Annotated in this window: 15 protein-coding genes and 1 pseudogene; 6 read left to right on the top strand and 10 right to left on the bottom strand. The window is 72.3% G+C overall.

Translation table 11 applies throughout. The annotated features are described in order from the left end of the window. Positions 1-61 precede the first annotated feature (61 nt). Positions 62-238, bottom strand: coding sequence for a hypothetical protein (locus tag ACP4J0_RS00925; RefSeq protein ID WP_426596653.1), 177 nt, complete (start codon positions 236-238; stop codon positions 62-64). 273 nt (positions 239-511) lie between these two features. Between ACP4J0_RS00925 and ACP4J0_RS00930 the strand changes: the two genes are divergently transcribed. The 3 genes from ACP4J0_RS00930 to ACP4J0_RS00940 all read left to right on the top strand — a co-directional run bounded on the left by ACP4J0_RS00930 (position 512) and on the right by ACP4J0_RS00940 (position 3,970). Continuing rightward, positions 512-1,555 (top strand): P1 family peptidase, encoded by a 1,044-nt coding sequence (locus ACP4J0_RS00930; protein WP_426596654.1) that lies wholly within the window; start codon positions 512-514, stop codon positions 1,553-1,555. A gap of 264 nt (positions 1,556-1,819) precedes the next feature. Then, entirely contained in the window at positions 1,820-3,046 is a 1,227-nt protein-coding gene (locus ACP4J0_RS00935) for a L,D-transpeptidase (protein ID WP_426596655.1), read from the top strand. A 177-nt stretch (positions 3,047-3,223) separates the two neighbouring features. Further along, on the top strand, positions 3,224-3,970 hold the full coding sequence (locus ACP4J0_RS00940) for a DUF6227 family protein (RefSeq protein ID WP_426596656.1): 747 nt from the start codon (positions 3,224-3,226) through the stop codon (positions 3,968-3,970). A 95-nt stretch (positions 3,971-4,065) separates the two neighbouring features. Here ACP4J0_RS00940 and ACP4J0_RS00945 read toward each other — a convergent pair whose 3' ends face one another. The 4 genes from ACP4J0_RS00945 to ACP4J0_RS00960 form a co-directional block, all read right to left on the bottom strand. Next, positions 4,066-6,240, bottom strand: coding sequence for a PTS fructose transporter subunit IIABC (locus tag ACP4J0_RS00945; RefSeq protein WP_426596657.1), 2,175 nt, complete (start codon positions 6,238-6,240; stop codon positions 4,066-4,068). Between the two features lie 271 nt (positions 6,241-6,511). After that, on the bottom strand, positions 6,512-7,459 hold the full coding sequence (gene pfkB, locus ACP4J0_RS00950; RefSeq protein ID WP_426596658.1) for a 1-phosphofructokinase: 948 nt from the start codon (positions 7,457-7,459) through the stop codon (positions 6,512-6,514). After that, positions 7,456-8,217 carry a DeoR/GlpR family DNA-binding transcription regulator gene (locus ACP4J0_RS00955; RefSeq protein WP_426596659.1) on the bottom strand — a complete coding sequence of 254 codons (762 nt, stop codon included), beginning with the start codon at positions 8,215-8,217 and terminating at the stop codon, positions 7,456-7,458. The genes pfkB and ACP4J0_RS00955 overlap by 4 nt, the downstream gene beginning before the upstream one ends. A gap of 385 nt (positions 8,218-8,602) precedes the next feature. Further along, complete coding sequence (locus ACP4J0_RS00960; protein WP_426596660.1) at positions 8,603-10,120, bottom strand: MFS transporter; 1,518 nt, start codon at positions 10,118-10,120, stop codon at positions 8,603-8,605. A gap of 62 nt (positions 10,121-10,182) precedes the next feature. On the opposite strand from ACP4J0_RS00960, the gene ACP4J0_RS00965 reads away from it, so the two are divergent. Continuing rightward, positions 10,183-11,163: a helix-turn-helix transcriptional regulator gene (locus ACP4J0_RS00965; protein WP_426596661.1), complete on the top strand. Its 981-nt coding sequence runs from the start codon at positions 10,183-10,185 to the stop codon at positions 11,161-11,163. A 213-nt stretch (positions 11,164-11,376) separates the two neighbouring features. Here the strand turns inward: ACP4J0_RS00965 and ACP4J0_RS00970 are convergent, their stop codons facing one another. Further along, entirely contained in the window at positions 11,377-12,057 is a 681-nt protein-coding gene (locus ACP4J0_RS00970) for a TetR/AcrR family transcriptional regulator (protein ID WP_426596662.1), read from the bottom strand. A gap of 489 nt (positions 12,058-12,546) precedes the next feature. After that, positions 12,547-13,545, bottom strand: a complete 999-nt coding sequence (locus ACP4J0_RS00975; protein ID WP_426525766.1) for a sigma-70 family RNA polymerase sigma factor — start codon at positions 13,543-13,545, stop codon at positions 12,547-12,549. A 235-nt stretch (positions 13,546-13,780) separates the two neighbouring features. Here ACP4J0_RS00975 and ACP4J0_RS00980 point away from each other — a divergent pair. After that, positions 13,781-14,337: pseudogene (locus ACP4J0_RS00980) on the top strand (N-acetyltransferase family protein); the annotation flags it as partial. A gap of 183 nt (positions 14,338-14,520) precedes the next feature. On the opposite strand, the gene ACP4J0_RS00985 reads toward ACP4J0_RS00980, so the two are convergent. Continuing rightward, positions 14,521-15,306, bottom strand: a complete 786-nt coding sequence (locus tag ACP4J0_RS00985) for a dioxygenase (protein ID WP_426596663.1) — start codon at positions 15,304-15,306, stop codon at positions 14,521-14,523. A 98-nt stretch (positions 15,307-15,404) separates the two neighbouring features. On the opposite strand from ACP4J0_RS00985, the gene ACP4J0_RS00990 reads away from it, so the two are divergent. Continuing rightward, entirely contained in the window at positions 15,405-15,920 is a 516-nt protein-coding gene (locus ACP4J0_RS00990; RefSeq protein ID WP_426596664.1) for a MarR family winged helix-turn-helix transcriptional regulator, read from the top strand. A 133-nt stretch (positions 15,921-16,053) separates the two neighbouring features. Here ACP4J0_RS00990 and ACP4J0_RS00995 read toward each other — a convergent pair whose 3' ends face one another. Together ACP4J0_RS00995 and ACP4J0_RS01000 are read right to left on the bottom strand one after the other, a co-directional pair. Continuing rightward, positions 16,054-17,613: an MFS transporter gene (locus ACP4J0_RS00995; RefSeq protein ID WP_426596665.1), complete on the bottom strand. Its 1,560-nt coding sequence runs from the start codon at positions 17,611-17,613 to the stop codon at positions 16,054-16,056. Between the two features lie 266 nt (positions 17,614-17,879). After that, positions 17,880-18,533 carry a TetR/AcrR family transcriptional regulator gene (locus tag ACP4J0_RS01000; protein ID WP_426596666.1) on the bottom strand — a complete coding sequence of 218 codons (654 nt, stop codon included), beginning with the start codon at positions 18,531-18,533 and terminating at the stop codon, positions 17,880-17,882. Positions 18,534-18,590 lie beyond the last annotated feature (57 nt).

The following is an 18,590-nucleotide window of genomic DNA, read 5'->3' on the forward strand; positions in this document are numbered from 1 at the left end:
CGTCCGTCGGCCGCTCGGCGGCAGCGGCAGCGGCTCGGTGGCGGGCGGGTGCCCGCGCGGCTCACAGGTGGTGGGGCGGCTTCTCGTCGAGGAAGCGCTTCAGGTCGGCCGCGCCGTCGCCCTCGGGCCGCTCGCCCCAGCCGCGGTCGGTGTCGTCCGAGGTCTGCTGGTCCAGGGGGTCGTCGAAGACCAGCGCGGGCCTGGGTACGCGGGGCTCGGGTTCGGGCGCGGTGCTCATGGTTCCAGGGTACGGCCCGCCCCCTGGGCGGCGGCCCTCCTGCCCGGCTCACCCCCGGTGCCGGGCCCCCGGTGCCGGGCCCCCGGTGCCGGGCCACCGGACCCACCGCCCTCGGTGACCTGACGGTGCTCGTGGTGGTACGCGCTGTCAGCCGGCCGTGGCCTCCGGGCTGACGCCGACCACATGCCGGAGCTCGCCGGAGCGCGCCCGACCTGACCCCGCGCCCCTGCTTGCCGCCGTCGAAGGCGCCGGTGCCTGGACGAGACTGGCGGCATGACAGTTGACGCATTGACGGACGTGGCCGGACTCCTGGTGGGGCACGCGACGCGCACCGGCGACGGGTGGCTCACGGGCACGACGGTGGTGCTGGCGCCGGAGGGCGGGGCGGTCGCCGCCGTGGACGTGCGGGGCGGTGGCCCCGGCACCAAGGAGACCGACGCGCTCGATCCGCGCAACCTGGTGCAGAAGGTCCAGGCGGTGGTGCTGACCGGCGGCAGCGCGTACGGGCTCGACGCGGCCTCGGGGGTGATGGCCTGGCTGGAGGAGCGGGGGCGCGGGGTGCGCGTCGGCCCGGACCCCGCGCACGTGGTGCCGGTGGTGCCCGCGGCCTGCGTCTTCGACCTGGGGCGCGGGGGCGACTTCCGGGCCAGGCCGGACGCGGCCACCGGACGGGCGGCGGCCGAGGCGGCCCACGCGAGCGCGCCGGGCGCGGAGGTGGCCGAGGGGTGCGTCGGGGCGGGTACGGGAGCCGTGGTCGGCACCCTGAAGGGCGGGGTCGGCACCGCGAGCACCGTGCTGGACTCGGGCGTCACGGTGGCGGCGCTGGTGGTGGCCAACGCGGCGGGGTCGGTGATGGACCCGGAAACGGGGGTGCTGTACGGGGAGTTGTTCCGGGGCGGGCGGGTGGAGTACCCGGCGCCGGGGGTCCACGAGGCCGCGGGGCGGCGTCTCGCCGAGGTCGCGGCGAGGAACGCGCCGCCACCGCTGAACACCACGCTCGCCGTGGTCGCCACGGACGCGGACCTGTCCAAGGCGCAGGCGCAGAAGCTGGCCGGCACGGCGCACGACGGCATCGCGCGGGCGGTACGGCCGGTGCACCTGCTCAGCGACGGGGACACGGTGTTCACCCTGGCGACCGGGGAGCGCGCGCTCGACGCGGACCAGCCGCTCGCGCTGAACGAGGTGCTGGCGGCCGGCGCTGACGTGGTGACGCGCGCGATCGTGCGCGCCGTCCGGGCCGCCGGGCCGGTGGACGGGCCGGGCGGGGCGTGGCCGACGTACGAGGAGCTGTACGGACGGCCGTCCGGGGCCGGCTGACCGGGCCTCGGGCCTCGGACTCAGACCTCGGGCCTCGGGCCTCGGGGCTCAGGGCTCAGGGCTCAGGGCTCAGGGCTCAGGGTCTGAGCGGATGAAGATTCCGAGCAGGCGAGCGTCTCGAGGAAGTGGGAGCCGTGAGCAGGTGATTGTCCTGGTTCTGTCACGTGTCGGCGTTCCGGGCCGCCGATGGGAACCCCGTCGGCCGTCGACCGCCTCTACAGGTCTGAAGCGAACACCGCACAACACCTGAACCTGGAGCAGCCCGTGACAACGCCGAACATATCCAAGCGGCGCGTACTGGGGGCCTGTGCCGCCCTGGTGGTCGGCACCCTCACCCTCACCGCCTGCGGCGGAAGCGCCAGCGCCGACGCCGAGAAGGACGTCAAGGGCGGCGACACGGGCTCCGTCAAAACCTCGGTCGCGAAGGTCGTGATCTCGGCGAAGGACGGATCGACGAGCGCCTCGATCAACACGACCGGTGTGAAGGTCAGCGACGGCCGGCTGACCGACGTGAAGATGACCGTGGCGGAGACGGGCGCGGCCGTACCGGGCGCGGTCTCCGCCGACGGCGGCAGCTGGAAGCCGAAGGAGCAGCTGGAGCGGGGCACCAAGTACCGGATCCACGCGACCGCCCAGGACGCCGACGGACGCACGTCCGCCGCCGACTCGGTGTTCACCACGGTCTCCGCGGCCAACAGCTTCATCGGCACCTACACCCCGGACGGCGGCACCACGGTGGGGGTGGGGATGCCGGTGTCGTTCACGTTCGACAAGGCGATCAGCGACAAGAAGACCGTGCAGTCGCACATCTCGGTCACCTCCAACAGCGGGCAGAAGGTGGTCGGGCACTGGTTCGGCGACCAGCGGCTCGACTTCCGGCCCGAGGAGTACTGGAAGGCCGGCTCGAAGGTCACCATGAAGATCGACCTGGACGGGGTGGAGGGCGCGAACGGCATCCACGGCGTGCAGAAGAAGACCGTCACCTTCACCGTGGGCCGCGCCCAGGTCTCCACGGTGGACGCGAACACCCAGACCATGACGGTCGTGCGCGACGGCAAGACGCTCAAGTCGGTCCCCATCTCGGCGGGCAGCGCCGAGAACCCGACGTACAACGGGCAGATGGTGATCTCGGAGAAGTCCCTGGAGACCCACATGGACGGCTCGACGGTCGGGTTCGGCGGCGAGTACGACATCCCGGACGTGCCGCACGCGATGCGGCTGAGCCGGTCCGGCACCTTCATCCACGGCAACTACTGGTACAACAAGGGCAATCCGCCCTTCGGTGCGCAGGGCACCAGTCACGGTTGCGTCGGGCTGCGGGACGTCCAGGGCGGGCAGGGCGCCACCGACGGCAAGTGGTTCTACGAGAACTCGCTCGTCGGGGACCTCGTGGTCGTCAAGAACTCCCCGGACGGCACGATCGCGCCGGACAACGGGCTCAACGGCTGGAACATGGCGTGGAGCGAGTGGGTCGCCGGGAGCGCCGTCTGAGCGTCCGGCCATCCTGCTGAGCAGCGGTTTTTGACGGTTCGTCGGGTCGCGCGGGAACTTTTCGCGCGGCCCGCGCGTTTTTCGTGCGTACGTTTTCTCGGTTCCCGGACATGATGTCCGACCGAGGGGCTACGGTATGCACCCACAAGGTGACATGCAGCAACGCCGGGAGAAACCTTGAGCGTTCCGTACGAGACGGCAGCGTACGAACCACCCGAGTCGCCCGAGTCTCCGGAGGAGCACCTCATGCGACTGCTCGGTCGCGCACTGAACTCGTTCGAGCTGCCCGACGAGACGATACGACGACTGGACTGCGCGCTGGCGCACGACGGTTCCCTGCACTCCGCGCACCACAGCGCGGGGCTGCACCGCGAGACGTACCGGCACACCTGGCTGCTCGCCGACGGATCGGCGCTCACGCTCTGGGAGCTCGTCCACAACACCGCCCCGGGCAGTGAACCGCAGCACGAGGTGTACGTCGACGAGGAGGAGCTGCGCACCGCCACCGCCCGGCTGGCCCTGCCGCCGGACACCCCCGACTTCGAACTGCCCGTGCAGGTGCAGCTGTCCCCGGTCCCCGCACCGCGGCACGCCTACGTCCCCGACGCGTCGGCGGACCACGCCCGCCGGCTGCTGCGCCGCGCGGAGAACCCGGACCGGCCCGGCGCCGACCTCGCCGCCCTGCTGACGACGGCGTCCGCGCACCAGATCACCCAGGCCTTCGGCGGCCCCGGCCCCGCGGGCCGCGCCCGGATCGGCTTCTCGCTCTACGAGCACGCGTTCCTGCTGCGTGACGGCGCGGAGGTCTCCCTCTGGGAGGTCGAGCACACGGCCACACCGGACGGGCGGCACATGTGCGAGGTGTACGAGAGTGAGGACACCGCCCGCCGCGCGATGGAGCGGCGCGCGGCACAGGTCTCCTAGCCGCTTCCCGGGAGGACGGCCAGAGGGACAAGTCAGAGGGACTGCCGGGAGGACGGTACGAACGTCTGCGGCGGGCCGTCGACGAAGGCGGTTCCTTACGCGGCCACCGGCTGCTTCGCCCCCGGTGCCGAGGCCGACGGGTCCGCGCCGCCGGCCCCCTGGGCCGCCTCTCCGGGCGCCGGCTTGCGCAGCCCCTTGAGGAGGATCACCAGAGCCGTGGTGACGCAGACGCCGGCCGCGATGGCGACCAGGTAGAGCAGCGGGTTGCCGATCAGCGGGACCACGAAGACGCCGCCGTGCGGGGCGCGCAGCGTGGCGCCGAAGGCCATCGACAGGGCGCCGGTGACCGCGCCGCCCACCATCGAGGACGGGATGACCCGCAGCGGGTCGGCCGCGCCGAACGGGATCGCGCCCTCGGAGATGAAGGAGGCGCCCAGTACCCAGGCCGCCTTGCCGTTCTCGCGCTCGGCGGCGTTGAAGAGCCTGCTCCGCACGGTCGTCGCCAGGGCCATCGCCAGCGGCGGGACCATGCCGGCGGCCATGACCGCAGCCATGATCTTCATCGCCGAGTCGCTGGGGTCGGAGACCGCGATGCCGGCGGTGGCGAAGGCGTACGCGACCTTGTTGACGGGGCCGCCGAGGTCGAAGCACATCATCAGGCCGAGCAGGGCACCGAGCAGGACCGCGTTGGCACCGGACAGGTCGCTCAGCCAGTCGGTCATCGCCTTCTGCGCGGACGCGATGGGCTTGCCGATCACCACGAACATCAGGAACCCGACGATCGCCGAGGAGATCAGCGGGATCACCACCACGGGCATGATGCCGCGCAGCGCAGCCGGAATGCGTATCCGCTGGATCGCCATCACCACGGCGCCGGAGATCAGACCGGCCGCCAGGCCGCCGAGGAACCCGGCGTTGATGGTGAGCGCGATCGAGCCGCCGACGAACCCGGGGACCAGGCCCGGCCGGTCGGCCATGCCGTAGGCGATGTAACCGGCCAGCACCGGGACCAGGAAGGCGAACGCAACGCCGCCGATCTGGAACAGCAGCGCCGCCCAGCTGTCCGCCTGGGACCACACGAAGTGGTCCATCACCGACGGCGCCTTGTTGATCTCGTAGCCGCCGATGGCGAAGCCCAGGGCGATGAGCAGGCCGCCCGCGGCGACGAACGGGACCATGTAACTGACGCCGGACATCAGCCAGACGCGCAGCTTCGTCCCGTACCCCTCGCCTGACGCACCACCGCGCTCGACGGGCGTCGCACCGGCCGCACCGGCCGAGCCGGCCGCCGTGACCTCGCCACGGGCCGCCTTCCCCCGAACCTCGCCGATCAGTTCGCCGGGCCGGTTGATGGCCGCCTTGACGCCGGTGTCGACGGTGGGCTTCCCGGCGAAGCGGTCCTTGTCGCGTACGGGCACGTCGTGGGCGAAGATCACGCCGTCCGCCGCCTCGATCACCGCCGGGTCCAGCCGGGTGAAACCGGCCGAGCCCTGCGTCTCGACGACCACCTCGACGCCCGACTCACGGCCCGCGTTCTCCAGCGACTCGGCCGCCATGTAGGTGTGCGCGATACCGGTGGGGCAGGAGGTGACGGCGACGATGCGGAAGGGGCGCTCGGACGGCTTGGACGGTCCGGACGGCTTGGACGGTCCGGACGGTCCGGGCTCTTCCGTCTTGCCGGTGCTGACCGTGGCGGCCTCGGCGGAGGCCGCCGCCGAGACCGCCACGGAGTCCTCATCGGCTCCGGAGCCGCCTTCCGAGCCGCCATCCGATGCACCGTCCGAGGCGCCTTCCGAGCCGCCTTCCGAGCCGCCTTCGGAACCGCTCGGTTCCTCCCCGCGGATCAGCGCCGCGGCGGCCGTCGCCTCGCCCACCGACCGCAGCGCGGCGGTGAACTCGGCGTTCATCAGCTGCCGGGCCAGTGCGGACAGGATCGTGAGGTGGGCGTCGTCGGCGCCCGCCGGAGCGGCGATCAGGAAGATCAGGTCGGCCGGGCCGTCCGCCGCCCCGAAGTCGATGCCGTCCGCGCTGCGCCCGAAGGCGAGCGTCGGCTCGGTGACGTGCTCGCTGCGGCAGTGCGGGATGCCGATACCGCCGTCTAGGCCGGTCGGCATCTGCGCCTCGCGGGCGGCCACGTCGGCGAGGAAGCCCTCCAGGTCGGTCACCCGGCCCCGGGCCACCATCCGCTCGGCGAGGGCGCGCGCCGCCGCTTCCTTGGTGTCGGCGGACAGGTCGAGGTCGACCAGATCCGCGGTGATCATGTCGCTCATCGCGGGCTCCTTAGCTCGCGTATCGCCCGGAACGCGGGGTGGGCGGGGGCGGGGAGGGGGACGGGGGCACTGCGGTGGGGTCCGGGGACGGCTCCGGGAAGGGAGCCGGAGACCGAACCGGGCAAAGGACCAGGGACCGAACCGGGCAAAGGACCGGGGACAGAGCCGGGGATGGGGCCGGGGATGGGGTCCGGAAGGAAGCCGGAGACCGGGCCGGGAAGAAGGCGGGGCAGCGGGCCGGGGAAAGGACCGGGAAGGGCGCGGTGGAGGGTCATGACGCCGGCTCCTTCAGTACGCGGTCCACCGGCACCTCCGCCGTGACCGTCACCGCGCCCGGGTCCAGGTCGGCCGGCGTCGGCATCACGCTGCCGGGCAGCTGGACGGCGGCGGCGCCGTGCGCGACGGCGGCGGCGAGGGCGCCCGGCCCCGCGCCCCCGGCGACGAGGAACCCGGCGAGGGAGGAGTCACCGGCGCCGACGTTGCTGCGTACGGCGTCCACGTGGGCGCTGCCGAACCAGGTGCCCTCGTCGGCCACGAGCAGCTGCCCGTCGGCACCCAGGCTGGCGAGCACGGACCGGGCGCCCAGCTCCCGCAGTTCCTCGGCGGCCTTCACGGCGTCGCCGACGGTGGCCAGGGGACGCCCGACGGCCTCCGCGAGCTCCTCGGCGTTCGGCTTGACCACGTCGGGCCCCTCACGCAGCGCCTGGAGCAGCGCCGGTCCGGAGGTGTCCAGGGCGATGCGGACACCGGCCGCGTGCGCCCGGGCGACCAGTGCCGCGTACCAGGAGGGGGCGAGTCCGCGGGGCAGGCTGCCGCAGCAGGCGATCCAGTCCGCGCCGGGCGACTGGCGCCGTACGGTCTCCAGGAGCAGTTCCTGCTCGGCCGCCGACAGTTCGGGACCCGGCGCGTTGATCTTCGTCAGGATGCCGTCGGCCTCGGCGAGCGCGATGTTGGAGCGGGTGGCGCCGGCGATCGGCACCGGTGCGACCTCGATGCCCTGTGCGTCGAGCAGGTCGGCGACGAGTGCGCCCGGCGCGCCGCCGAGCGGCAGCACGGCGACGGTGCGCCGGCCGGCCGCCGTCACCGCGCGCGAGACGTTCACGCCCTTGCCGCCCGGGTCCACGCGCTCGCCCGTGGCGCGGACGACCTCACCTCGGTCGAGGGAGGGAACCTCGTAGGTCCGGTCCAGGGACGGGTTGGGGGTGACGGTGAGGATCATGCGCGTACTACTTCCGTGCCGGCGCGCTCGATGGCGGCGGCGTCTTCGGGGCTCATCCCGCTGTCGGTGATCAGCAGGTCCACGTCGCTCAGGGTGCCGAAGCGGGCGAAGTGCTCCTGGCCGTGCTTGGAGGAGTCGGCGAGCAGCACCACGCGCCGGGCGGCGGCGACGGCGGCCCGCTTGACGGCGGCCTCGGCGAGGTCGGGGGTGGTCAGACCGTGCTCCACGGAGAAGCCGTTGGCCGCCACCAGCAGCACGTCGGCGCGGATCTCGCCGTACGCGCGCAGCGCCCAGGCGTCCACGGCAGCGCGTGTACGGTGCCGCACGCGCCCTCCGACCAGGTGGAGCTGGATGCCGGGGTGGTCGGCGAGGCGGGCCGCGATGGGCAGGCTGTGGGTGACGACGGTCAGCGAGGACTCCGGCGGGAGCGCGGCGGCCATGCGGGCCACTGTGGAACCGGCGTCGAGGATCATCGTGCCCTCGGCCGGCAGTTCCGCCAGGGCCGCCTTGGCGATCCGGTCCTTCTCGTCGGCCGCCGTGGACTCGCGCTCGGCGAGGTCGGGTTCGAAGCCGAGCCGGTCGGCGGGGATCGCGCCACCGTGCACCCGGCGGAGCAGACCGGCTCGGTCGAGCGCCTTGAGGTCGCGGCGGATGGTCTCCGCCGTCACCTGGAACTCCTCCGCCAGCGACATCACGTCCACCCGGCCGCCGTCCCGGGCGAGCCGGAGGATCTCCTGCTGCCGCTCCGGTGCGTACATGCCCGTTCGCCTCCGACCTGTGCCCGAACCTGTGGTTTCAGGCGGAGACTACGCCCGGTTTTCCGGAATGTAAACAAGAAACCAGAAGCAGTCGGACTCACTCAGACATGAACGGGCATCACGGCTCGGTCTTGCCGGACCGGACGCGAAGAGGGGCGGGCCCGGCACCGAAGTACCGGCCCCGCCCCTCCCCACTCCCCACTCCCCACTCCCCACTCCGTACTCCGTACTCCGCCCCGACTCCCCGTCTCCCCGCCTGTCTGTCTGCCTGCCCGTCTGCCCGTCTCCCCGCCTGTCTGTCTGCCCGTCTGCCCGCTCCCGGAGCGGAGTGGAGAGGGTGGAGAGGAGAGGGTGGAGAGGGTGGAGTGGAGTGGAGCGCGGCGGGTCAGACCAGCGCGGGCTCCTTCCCCTCCGCCCCCTCGGCCTCCTGGGCGCCTTCCACGTGCTGCGCCGGCCGCTTGGGCAGTGCGAACATCAGCAGGAAGATGACGGCCAGCACGGCTGCCACCCAGCCCAGCGCGTTCTGGAAGCCGTCCGCGTACTCCGGGCCGATGCGGGACGGGGCCGGATGGTCGCCCATCGTGCCGAAGAAGACGACGGAGACCAGGCCGAGCCCCAGCGCGTTGCCCATCTGCTGCACGGTGTTGATGAGTCCGGACGCCGCCCCGGCGTGCTCGCGCGGCACCTGGGACAGCACGGCGTCCGTCAGCGGCGCGACGATCAGCCCCATGCCGAGGCCCATCACGACGAGCGGCAACGCCATCTGCCAGGACGTGATGCCGAGTCCGTACCGCTCGGACTCCCAGATGTAGAGCAGTACTCCGGCCGCCATCACCAGCGCGCCCGCCTGGAGCACCTTGCGTCCGAAGCGCGGGACCAGCTTCTGCACCGACACGCCGGCCGCCACGGAGACGGCGATCGAGAACGGCACGCCGGTCAGCCCGGCCCGCAGCGGGGTCCAGCCGAGTCCGTCCTGCATGTACAGCGTCCACACCAGGAAGAAGATGCCCAGCGCCACCCCGAAGACGGTCTGCACGGCGATGCCCGCCGCGAAGCTCTTCACCCTGAACAGCGACAGCTCGACCAGCGGCGAGCCGTCCCGCACGCTCTTCCGCCTCTCGTACGCCACCAGCACCGCGAGGACCACGAACGCGCCGGCCATCGACAGGTACCCCCACAGCGGCCAGTCCAGCTCGCGGCCCCGGGTCAGCGGGTAGACGAGCATGAGCAGACCGAGGGTGACCAGGGCGACCCCGACCAGGTCCAGCTTGAGGGCGCGCGGCGCCTTGGACTCGGTGATGAAGCGGCTGCCGAGGACGAGTCCCGCGATGCCGACCGGCAGGTTGATGAGGAAGATGGGCCGCCACTCCAGCCCGAACAGGTTCCACTCGGTGAGCAGGGCGCCGAGCAGCGGACCGGAGACGGCCCCCAGTCCGACGATCGCGCCGAACAGTCCGAACACCTTGCCGCGTTCGTGCGCCGGGAAGGTGGCGTGCACGATCGACAGCACCTGCGGCACCATCAGCGCCGCCATGGCGCCCTGGAGGATGCGGGAGGCGACGAGCATCTCCGGGTTCACGGCGAGGCCGCACAGCGCGGACGCGACGGTGAAGCCGCCTATGCCGATGAGGAAGACCCGCTTGCGGCCGTGGATGTCGCCGAGCCGCCCGCCGGTGATCAGACCGGCGGCGAAGGCGAGCGCGTAACCGGCGGTGATCCACTGGATCTGGCTGAAGGAGGCGCCCTCGTCCTGCCGGATCGACGGGATCGCGATGTTGACGATGGTGACGTCGACGAGGTCCATGAAGGCCGCGGTCATCACGATCGCGAGGGCGAACCAGCGACGCCGGTCGCCCTCGACGGGCTGGGCGGGCGCGGGCCCCGGGGTGTGCGTTGAGGTCATGGGAGGAAACTATGGGCCCAGTAGGACGGATCACGTCCTACATGTGCGGCATCCTCGGATCCATGACGACGGACACTCCGGCCCGGCTGCTGACGCTCCTCTCCCTGCTCCAGACGCCCCGCGAATGGCCCGGCGGCGAGCTCGCCGACCGGCTCGGGGTCTCCCGCCGCACGGTCCGGCGGGACATCGACCGGCTGCGCGAGCTGGGCTACCCGGTGCAGGCGACCATGGGAGCCGACGGCGGCTACCGGCTGGTGGCCGGCAAGGCCATGCCGCCGCTCGTCCTCGACGACGAGGAGGCGGTGGCCATCGCGGTGGGGCTGCGCGCCGGCGCCGGTCACGCGGTGGAGGGTGTGGACGAGGCGTCGGTGCGGGCGCTGGCCAAACTGGAGCAGGTGCTGCCGGGCCGCCTCCGCCACCGCGTCGCCACACTCCAGGCCGCGACGACACCGCTGACCAGCGGGGACGGACCGAGCATCGCGCCCGAGACGCTGACCGTGATGGCCTCGACGGTGGCCGGACGGGAACGGCTGCGGTTCGCCTACCGCGCGGGGGACGGCACCGGGTCGCGGCGCGTGACCGAGCCGTACCGGCTGGTGTCGACGGGACGCCGCTGGTACCTGGTCGCCTACGACCTCGACCGGGACGACTGGCGGACCTTCCGCGTCGACCGGGTCAGCGAACCCCTGGCCACGGGTGCGCGGTTCACCCCGCGGGAGTTGCCGACCGGGAGCGCGGCGGAGTACCTGCGGCGCTCGATGCAGCGGCGCGGGGACTCGTACGAGATCGTGGTCGCCTTCGACGCGCCGCCCCAGGCCGTCGCGGCACGGCTCCCGCAGTGGCTCGGGGCGCCGGAGGCGGCGGACGGCGGTGCCTCGTGCGTCCTGCGGGCGACCGTGTCCGACTCGGTGGAGTGGATGGCGGTACGGCTCGCGATGCTGGGGGTGGACTTCCGGGTACGGGAGCCGGCGGAACTGGTGGAGTGCGTACGGGCGTTGGGGACGAGGCTGGTGAGGGCGGCAGGGGACGAAAGGACCGGATGACGGAGGGGGAACGGCACCACCGGTACCACCCACCGGCACCACCGGTACCACCCACCGGCACCACCGCCGCGCACCCCGCCGCCGTCCCGCCCCGCGCCACCCCGCCTCTGCCTCACCCCGCGCCGTCCCGCCACGCCCACGGCCCCTGCTGCTCTGCCGTGCCCCTGCCGTGCCCCTGCCCTGCCCTTCCACCGCGTGCCGCCCACACTCCCCCTACCGCGTGGGACAGCACTCCCACGCGATCCCCCGGAGCACCGCGAGATTCCGCAGCGCCAACTCCACGGGACTCGGCGCCGCATCGGAGGAGACCGCCCAGCGCTCCACCGCCACCCGCAACGCCGCCCCCGCCGCAGCGGCCCCGAAGTGCAGTTCGGGCGATGCCCGCAGCCGCGCGGCAACGTTGTCGTCCCCCCGGGCGATCCGCGTGGCCAGCACCTCCGCAAGCCCCCGTTCCGTCGCCTGGCAGACCTCCGCCCACACCTTGCGCAGCGCCGGACTGCTCTCGGCCAGGCGGACGAGGGTGCGGGCCCATTCCCAGGACAGCGCCGAGACCCCGGCGCCCGGTGTCAGCGTGTGCCGCACGGCGTGTTCCAGGGCCTCGGCCGGGGACAGCCCGGCCGGGGCATCGCGCACCGCCTGCGCCCAGCGCTCGGCACCCAGGGCGTAGAGCGGGGCGACGGCCTCTTCCTTCGTCGCGAAGTAGCGGTAGAAGGTGCGCGGGGCGACGCCGGCCGCCCTGGCGATGTCCTCGGCCCGGGTGGCCCTCAGGCCCTGGCCGGCGAAGAGGCGGGCCGCCGCACGGGCGATCTCCATCCGGGTCTCGGCCTTGCGCCGTTCGGTCAGGGAGACCGGCCCCGGGCCGGGGGCGGGAAATGCGGGGATGGTGCTGCTCACTTCGGCAGATTATGCCGCTGTGGCAGAATCTGCCATTCGGCGGGTCACCCCGGGGTTCAGGTTCGGGGTGCCCCGCCTCCCGCGTCTGTTCCGGCCTGCGGCCGGCCCGCGCCTTCCCGACAGAAGGGAGCCGGGCCCGGCGCCCCGGGGGGAGAGGCGCCGAGCCCGGCTCGGGGAGGTCCCGGCGCCGGGGGGAGTGCGTCGGGACGTGGTCCAAAGGGGCGGACAAGCACGTTCGGGACCGGTGGTCCCGGGCCCGGACGGCTGGGGACCGGTGGGCCCGGAGTTCTTGTTCCCGGCCACAGCCGGTTGAAGCAGCGTTACACAGCCATGTTTGCGCGGGGTTCGGTCACCGGCGTACGCCCCACGGGGAGCTTCACGCCCCGCGCATCACGCCTCCACACATCGCGCCTCCGCGTCTCCGCGTCCCGCCGCAGGTTCCGATGCCCCTGCCGCATGCCGCATGCCGCCTGCCACCTCACGACCGCTTTACGCCGCCGCCTCGAAACCGGTGTCACGGGCCAGCTTCTTCAGCTCCAGCAGCGCGTGCTTCTCGATCTGCCGGATGCGCTCACGCGTGAGGCCGTGCTCCTTGCCGACCTCGGTCAGCGTACGCTCGCGGCCGTCGTCGATGCCGTACCGCATCTTGATGATGGAGGCCGTGCGCGGGTCGAGGCGGCCGATGAGGTCGTCGAGCTCCTCGCTGCGCAGCAGCGTCATCACCGACTGCTCGGGCGACACGGCGGACGTGTCCTCCAGCAGGTCGCCGAACTGGGTCTCGCCCTCGTCGTCCACCGACATGTTCAGCGAGACGGGGTCGCGGGCCCAGTCGAGTACGTCGGTGACACGCTCCGGCGTGGAACCGAGCTCGGCGGCGATCTCGGCGGGCTCCGGCTCACGGCCGTGCTCGCGGTTGAACTCACGCTGCACACGCCGGATCCGGCCCAGCTCCTCCACCAGGTGGACGGGCAGCCGGATGGTGCGCGACTGGTCGGCGATGGAGCGGGTGATGGCCTGACGGATCCACCACGTGGCGTACGTCGAGAACTTGAAGCCCTTGCGGTAGTCGAACTTCTCGACCGCGCGGACCAGGCCGGCGTTGCCCTCCTGGATCAGGTCGAGGAGCGGCAGACCGCTGCGCGGGTAGCGACGGGCGACCGCGACGACCAGACGGAGGTTGGAACGGATGAAGACGTCCTTCGCCCGCTCGCTCTCCTCGATCAGGGCCTGGAGCTCCTCCCGGGTGGCGTCCGCCCCGGTCTCCTCGTAGCCTTCGAGTACCTGCCGCGCGAACACACCCGCCTCGATGGTCTGGGACAGCTCGACCTCCTTGGCGGCGTCGAGCAGCGGGGTCCGTGCGATCTCGTCGAGGTACATGCCGACCAGATCGCGGTCGGCGAGCTCGCCGCCGGCTGCGCGGACGCTGGTTGCCGCGTCGGAGGTCCCGCCGGTGGCGGACTTACGACGGGCGACGGCACGGGTTGCCATGCGTGCTCCCTTGCGATGGTGGTTCAGCGGGTGGTCCGGGTGGTCCTGCGGGTGCTCGGCACCATGTGTGGGTCGTCTCCGGTCTCGGATCTCGTCGTGTCCGGTCCCTCTCGGGACTCTCCTCGGGTGCCCTGCATCCGATGGAAACAACGACTGGAATCCGGACAGAATTCCCAACCCGCCCCCCGATTTTTCTGATCATGCAGTACCCTGTGCCGCCACACGAGGGGGAGCGATGCCGTCGGCACGCGCAGAGGTCCAGGTCAGACCGGGAATCGAGGGCGACCTCAAGGCCCTCACCGACCTCTGCAACCACTACGTACGTGAGACGCCCATCACGTTCGACACCGTGCCCTTCACCCCGGAGGAGCGCCGCCCTTGGCTGCCCTCCCACCCTGAAGACGGCCCGCACCGGCCGAGGGTTGCCGCGGACGCGGACTCACAGGAGATTCTGGGCTACGCCGCATCCAGCCCTCATCGCGCGAAGCCCGTGTACGGGAACTCGGCGGCGACCACCGTCCACGACACCCGTCGCCCCGCTCGCCGTCGCCCCGCTCGCCGACGCCCCGCTCGCCGGCTGCCGGGGCGTCGGCACGCTGCTCCGCACGGCCCTCTCGAGGCCCTGACGGCCGAGGACCCGCACCGCGCGTACGCGGGCATCACCCAGCCGGACGATGCCTCCACCCGCCCGCGCGAGCGCTTCGGCTTCCGGTACGTCGGCACGGCACATACCGCGAGGTGGGCCGCAAGTTCGGCCGGTACCGGGACGTGGCCTGGTACGAGAAGCCGCTCCAGGTACGCCGTCCGGACGGCGCACCCGAGGGCCTGGTTGCGCTGTCCGGACAGCGCAACCAGGCCCTCGCGCATTCCCCTCCGGCGGCTCGCGCGCGTTCCGCCCCGGTAGCCCTGCCGCCCTGTCGCCCTGTCCCCCGCGCGTCTCGCCCCGACAGCCCCCGCGCCGCCGCACCCCGGCGGTCAGCCGAACTGCACCGACCGCTTGGCCAGCCCCATCCAGAACCCGTCGATCACGGACTTGCGCAGGTCCAGCTCGCCGGCCGCGTCCGCCGCCCCCATCGTCACGAACAGCGGGGCGAAGTGCTCCGTGCGCGGGTGGGCGAGCAGGCCCGCCGGGGACTTGCGGGCGAAGTCGAGCAGCCCGTCCACGTCACCGGCCTCCAGCGCGCGCCGCCCCCAGTCGTCGAACTCCGCGGACCAGGAGGGGACGCCGGCCTGGCGCAGCGCGGCGAGGTTGTGGGTGAAGAAGCCGGAGCCGATGATCAGCACGCCCTCGTCACGCAGCGGCGCGAGCCTGCGGCCGATCCCCATGAGCCGTGCCGGGTCGAGGGTTGGCATGGAGACCTGGAGGACCGGTATGTCGGCACCGGGGTACATCTCGACGAGCGGTACGTACGCGCCGTGGTCGAGTCCGCGGTCGGGGACGTCCTGCACGGGCGTACCGGGGGCGCGCAGCAGCTTGCGTACGGACTCGGCGAGCGCGGGGGCGCCGGGGGCCTCGTAGCGCACCTGGTAGTAGTGCTCCGGGAAGCCCCAGAAGTCGTAGACCAGGGGGACGGTCCGGGTGGCGCCGAGGGCGAGCGGGGCCTCCTCCCAGTGGGCGGAGACGACGAGGACGGCCTTTGGGCGCGGGAGGGCGGCGGCCCACGCGGCGAGTTCGCCGGGCCAGACGGGGTCGTCGGCGAGCGGCGGGGCACCGTGGCTGAGGTAGAGGGCGGGCATGCGCCCCCGAGTGACTGCGGACATGAGCACGACTCCCAGTACTTGAACTCTCAACATCTCCCTTCCGCGAATCTACGCCCACTTTGTTTAAAGTTCAAGAAGTGGTTCCGTACGATGGATACATGAATACGGCACCCACCCCGGCCCCCGACGACGAGCCCCGCTGGCTCACCGCGGAGGAACAGCGCGTCTGGCGCTCCTACATCGTGGCCGCCACCCTCCTCGAGGACCACCTCGACCGGCAGCTCCAGCGCGACGCGGGCATGCCGCACGTCTACTACGGCCTGCTGGTCAAACTCGCCGAGTCACCGCGCCGACGGCTGCGGATGACCGAGCTGGCCCGGTACGCGAAGATCACGCGTTCCCGGCTCTCGCACGCGGTCGCCCGCCTGGAGAAGAACGGCTGGGTACGCCGGGAGGACTGCCCCTCCGACAAGCGGGGTCAGTTCGCCATCCTCACGGACGAGGGGTACGAGGTGCTGCGCCGGACCGCGCCGGGCCATGTGAACGCCGTACGCCAGGCCGTCTTCGACCGGCTCAGCCCCGAACAGCAGGAGTCCCTCGGCGAGATCATGCGGATCGTCGCCGAGGGACTTCAGCCGAGCGAAGCGGGTGCGGACCTGCCCTGGCTGCGCTGAGCACGCGGCCGGGGCAGCCGGGGCAGGTCCGTGGGAGCCGTGCGCGAGGGGCGTCCCCTCCCCCCGAGCACGGATGGAACAGAGAAACCCGAGGAGGCAGAACCCGAGAGGGTGAAAGCGTCCGGTGTCGTCGTCAGTGGGCGATGACCGGCACCGGCAGCTCGTCCTCGGCCGCGTCACCCGAACCGGAACCCGCCCCCGTGACGGCGGTGCCGCCCGGACGGCCCGCGTTGACGAAGGTCAGGGCGATCACGGCCGCCGCGACCAGGATGCCGACGGCGAACCAGATGGCGCTGGCGTAACCCTCCACCTGACCCTCCAGATGGACCAGCTGCTGCTGGGAGCGGGAGGCCGCGCCGCCGATGTGGTCGGCGACGTAGGACGTGGTGGCCGAGGCGGCGATGGTGTTCAGCAGCGCCGTACCGATCGCGCCGCCCACCTGCTGCGAGGTGTTGACCATCGCGGAGGCGACACCGGAGTCCCGGGGCTCCACGCCCATGGTGGCCAGGGACATGGCCGGCATGAACGCCGTACCCATGCCGAGGCCGAGCAGGAGCATGCCGGGCAGCAGCACGGCGGTGTAGGAGGTGTCGATGGCCAGCTGGGTCAGCAGCAGCATGCCGAGGGCGGCGACCAGGAAGCCGGGGCCCATCAGCAGCCGGGGCGCGACCCGGGTCATCAGACGGGTGCCGATCTGCGTGGAGCCCGTGATCATGCCCGCGATCATCGGCAGGAAGGCGAAGCCGGTCTTCACCGGCGAGTAGTCCTTCACGATCTGCAGGTAGTAGGTCAGGAAGAGGAACAGGCCGAACATCGCGATGATCGCCAGGCCCAGCGAGAGGTAGATCCCGCCCCGGTTCCGCTCCGTGATCACGCGCAGCGGCAGCAGCGGGGCCTTGACCTTCGACTCGACGAGCACGAAGGCGAGGAGCAGCACGGCGGAACCGACGAACATGCCGACCGTCACCGCGTCGCTCCAGCCCTCCGACTCGGCACGGGTGAAGCCGTAGACGAGGGCGACGAGGCCGAGGGTGGACAGGATGACGCCGGGGATGTCGAGCGGCGAGCGGTTGCGGCCGCCCTGCGGCTCACGGATGACGAGGTACGCGCCGGCCGCGGCGACGACCGCGAACGGGATGTTGACGAAGAACGTCCAGCGCCAGTTCAGGTACTCGGTGAGGAAACCGCCGAGGATCAGACCCACGGCGCCGCCGCCACCGGCGATCGCCCCGTAGATGCCGAAGGCCTTGGCGCGCTCCTTGGCGTCCGTGAACATCACGGCGAGCAGGGAGAGCGCGGCGGGCGCGAGCAGCGCGCCGAAGACGCCCTGGAGGGCGCGGGAGCCGAACATCATCGCCTCGTTGGTGGCCGCGCCGCCGAGCGCCGAGGCGACGGCGAAGCCGGCCAGGCCCACGACGAAGGTGCGCTTGCGGCCCCACAGGTCGGCTATCCGGCCACCGAACAGCAGCAGACCGCCGAAGGCGAGGGCGTAGGCCGTGACGACCCACTGCCGGTTGCCGTCGGAGATGCCGAGGTCCTGCTGGGCGGAGGGCAGGGCGATGTTCACGATGGTGGCGTCGAGGACGACCATCAGCTGGGCGAGCGCGATGAAGACGAGCGCTTTCCAGCGTCCGGCGTCAGGGACGCCGGGGGCGCCGGCAGCGCCGGGAGCCTTGACGGCTGCTTCAGACATGGGGGTACCCACTTCGGGACTTCGTGACGGAAAAAGGTGAGTAAAGGGACGACTCGCCTACGGGCGACGGCCACCGGGCCATGGGCCACCGGAGCCGCCGTCCGCTGTTCAGACGGTCAGGCGTCGTGTCGGAGGGTCGGGGTCACAGAACTACTGGGTCACTACGGATCACAGAACTACTGGCCACTACTGATCACGGAGCTGCTGGTCACTACTGATCACGGAACTACTGGTCACTACTGGTCGCGGAACTGCTGGTCACAGAACTACTGGTCGCAGGGCCGGCGCAGGTCCTCCAGGCTCACGGCCGCACCCGGCAGGGTCGAGCGGGCGGGAGCCCGCAGCCCGTCCAGGAACAGCTGCAGATGGCGGTGGACGAACCGGTCGGCGCTCAGGCACCCCGTACCGGCCGGGGGCCGGCTCAGCTGGGCCGCGGCGATCATCAGATCGCTCACGCCCACGTCGGTACGGAGCTGACCGGCCGCCTTCGCCCGGTCCATGACCTCGGCGACGAGCCGCTCGACCCGTTCGCGCGCTGCTTCGAGGTCGGGGTGGTGCTGGTCGAACGTGCTGGAGACCATGGGGCACAGGGCACTGATCCGCTCGTCGGCGGAGACGTGCACGAAGCGCTCCAGCGCCTCGAAGGCGTCGCCGGTCTCCGCGAGAGCGAGCTCGGCCGCCCGTGCCGTACGGCCCATGACCGAGCAGACGACCTCGCGGACGAGGGCGTCGCGGTCGGGGAAGTTGCGGTACACCGTGGCGTTGCCGACGCCGGCCCGGCGGGCGACGTCGTCGAGCGGCACATCGGGGCCGTGCTCGACGAACATCTCCCGGGCGGCGGCGACGATCCGCTCCCGATTGCGCAGGGCGTCGGCGCGGGGCCGGGCCGCCTTGTGCTGTTCGGGGGGCGCGGTCTGCACGGCGTACTCCTCGGACGACTGGGTTGGCGATCCGGGGAGGAAGTCCCCGCTTCGCTC

It is taken from the genome of Streptomyces sp. WG7 (assembly GCF_049975785.1).
GTDB lineage: Bacteria > Actinomycetota > Actinomycetes > Streptomycetales > Streptomycetaceae > Streptomyces.

Bases quoted from the DNA above. Each gene is read 5' to 3' on its own strand.
- ACP4J0_RS00925 (WP_426596653.1), bottom strand. From the start codon at position 238: ATGAGCACCGCGCCCGAACCCGAGCCCCGCGTACCCAGGCCCGCGCTG.
- ACP4J0_RS00930 (WP_426596654.1), top strand. From the start codon at position 512: ATGACAGTTGACGCATTGACGGACGTGGCCGGACTCCTGGTGGGGCAC.
- ACP4J0_RS00945 (WP_426596657.1), bottom strand. From the start codon at position 6,240: ATGAGCGACATGATCACCGCGGATCTGGTCGACCTCGACCTGTCCGCC.
- pfkB (WP_426596658.1), bottom strand. From the start codon at position 7,459: ATGATCCTCACCGTCACCCCCAACCCGTCCCTGGACCGGACCTACGAG.
- ACP4J0_RS00955 (WP_426596659.1), bottom strand. From the start codon at position 8,217: ATGTACGCACCGGAGCGGCAGCAGGAGATCCTCCGGCTCGCCCGGGAC.
- ACP4J0_RS00960 (WP_426596660.1), bottom strand. From the start codon at position 10,120: ATGACCTCAACGCACACCCCGGGGCCCGCGCCCGCCCAGCCCGTCGAG.
- ACP4J0_RS00965 (WP_426596661.1), top strand. From the start codon at position 10,183: ATGACGACGGACACTCCGGCCCGGCTGCTGACGCTCCTCTCCCTGCTC.
- ACP4J0_RS00975 (WP_426525766.1), bottom strand. From the start codon at position 13,545: ATGGCAACCCGTGCCGTCGCCCGTCGTAAGTCCGCCACCGGCGGGACC.
- ACP4J0_RS00985 (WP_426596663.1), bottom strand. From the start codon at position 15,306: ATGTCCGCAGTCACTCGGGGGCGCATGCCCGCCCTCTACCTCAGCCAC.
- ACP4J0_RS00990 (WP_426596664.1), top strand. From the start codon at position 15,405: ATGAATACGGCACCCACCCCGGCCCCCGACGACGAGCCCCGCTGGCTC.
- ACP4J0_RS00995 (WP_426596665.1), bottom strand. From the start codon at position 17,613: ATGTCTGAAGCAGCCGTCAAGGCTCCCGGCGCTGCCGGCGCCCCCGGC.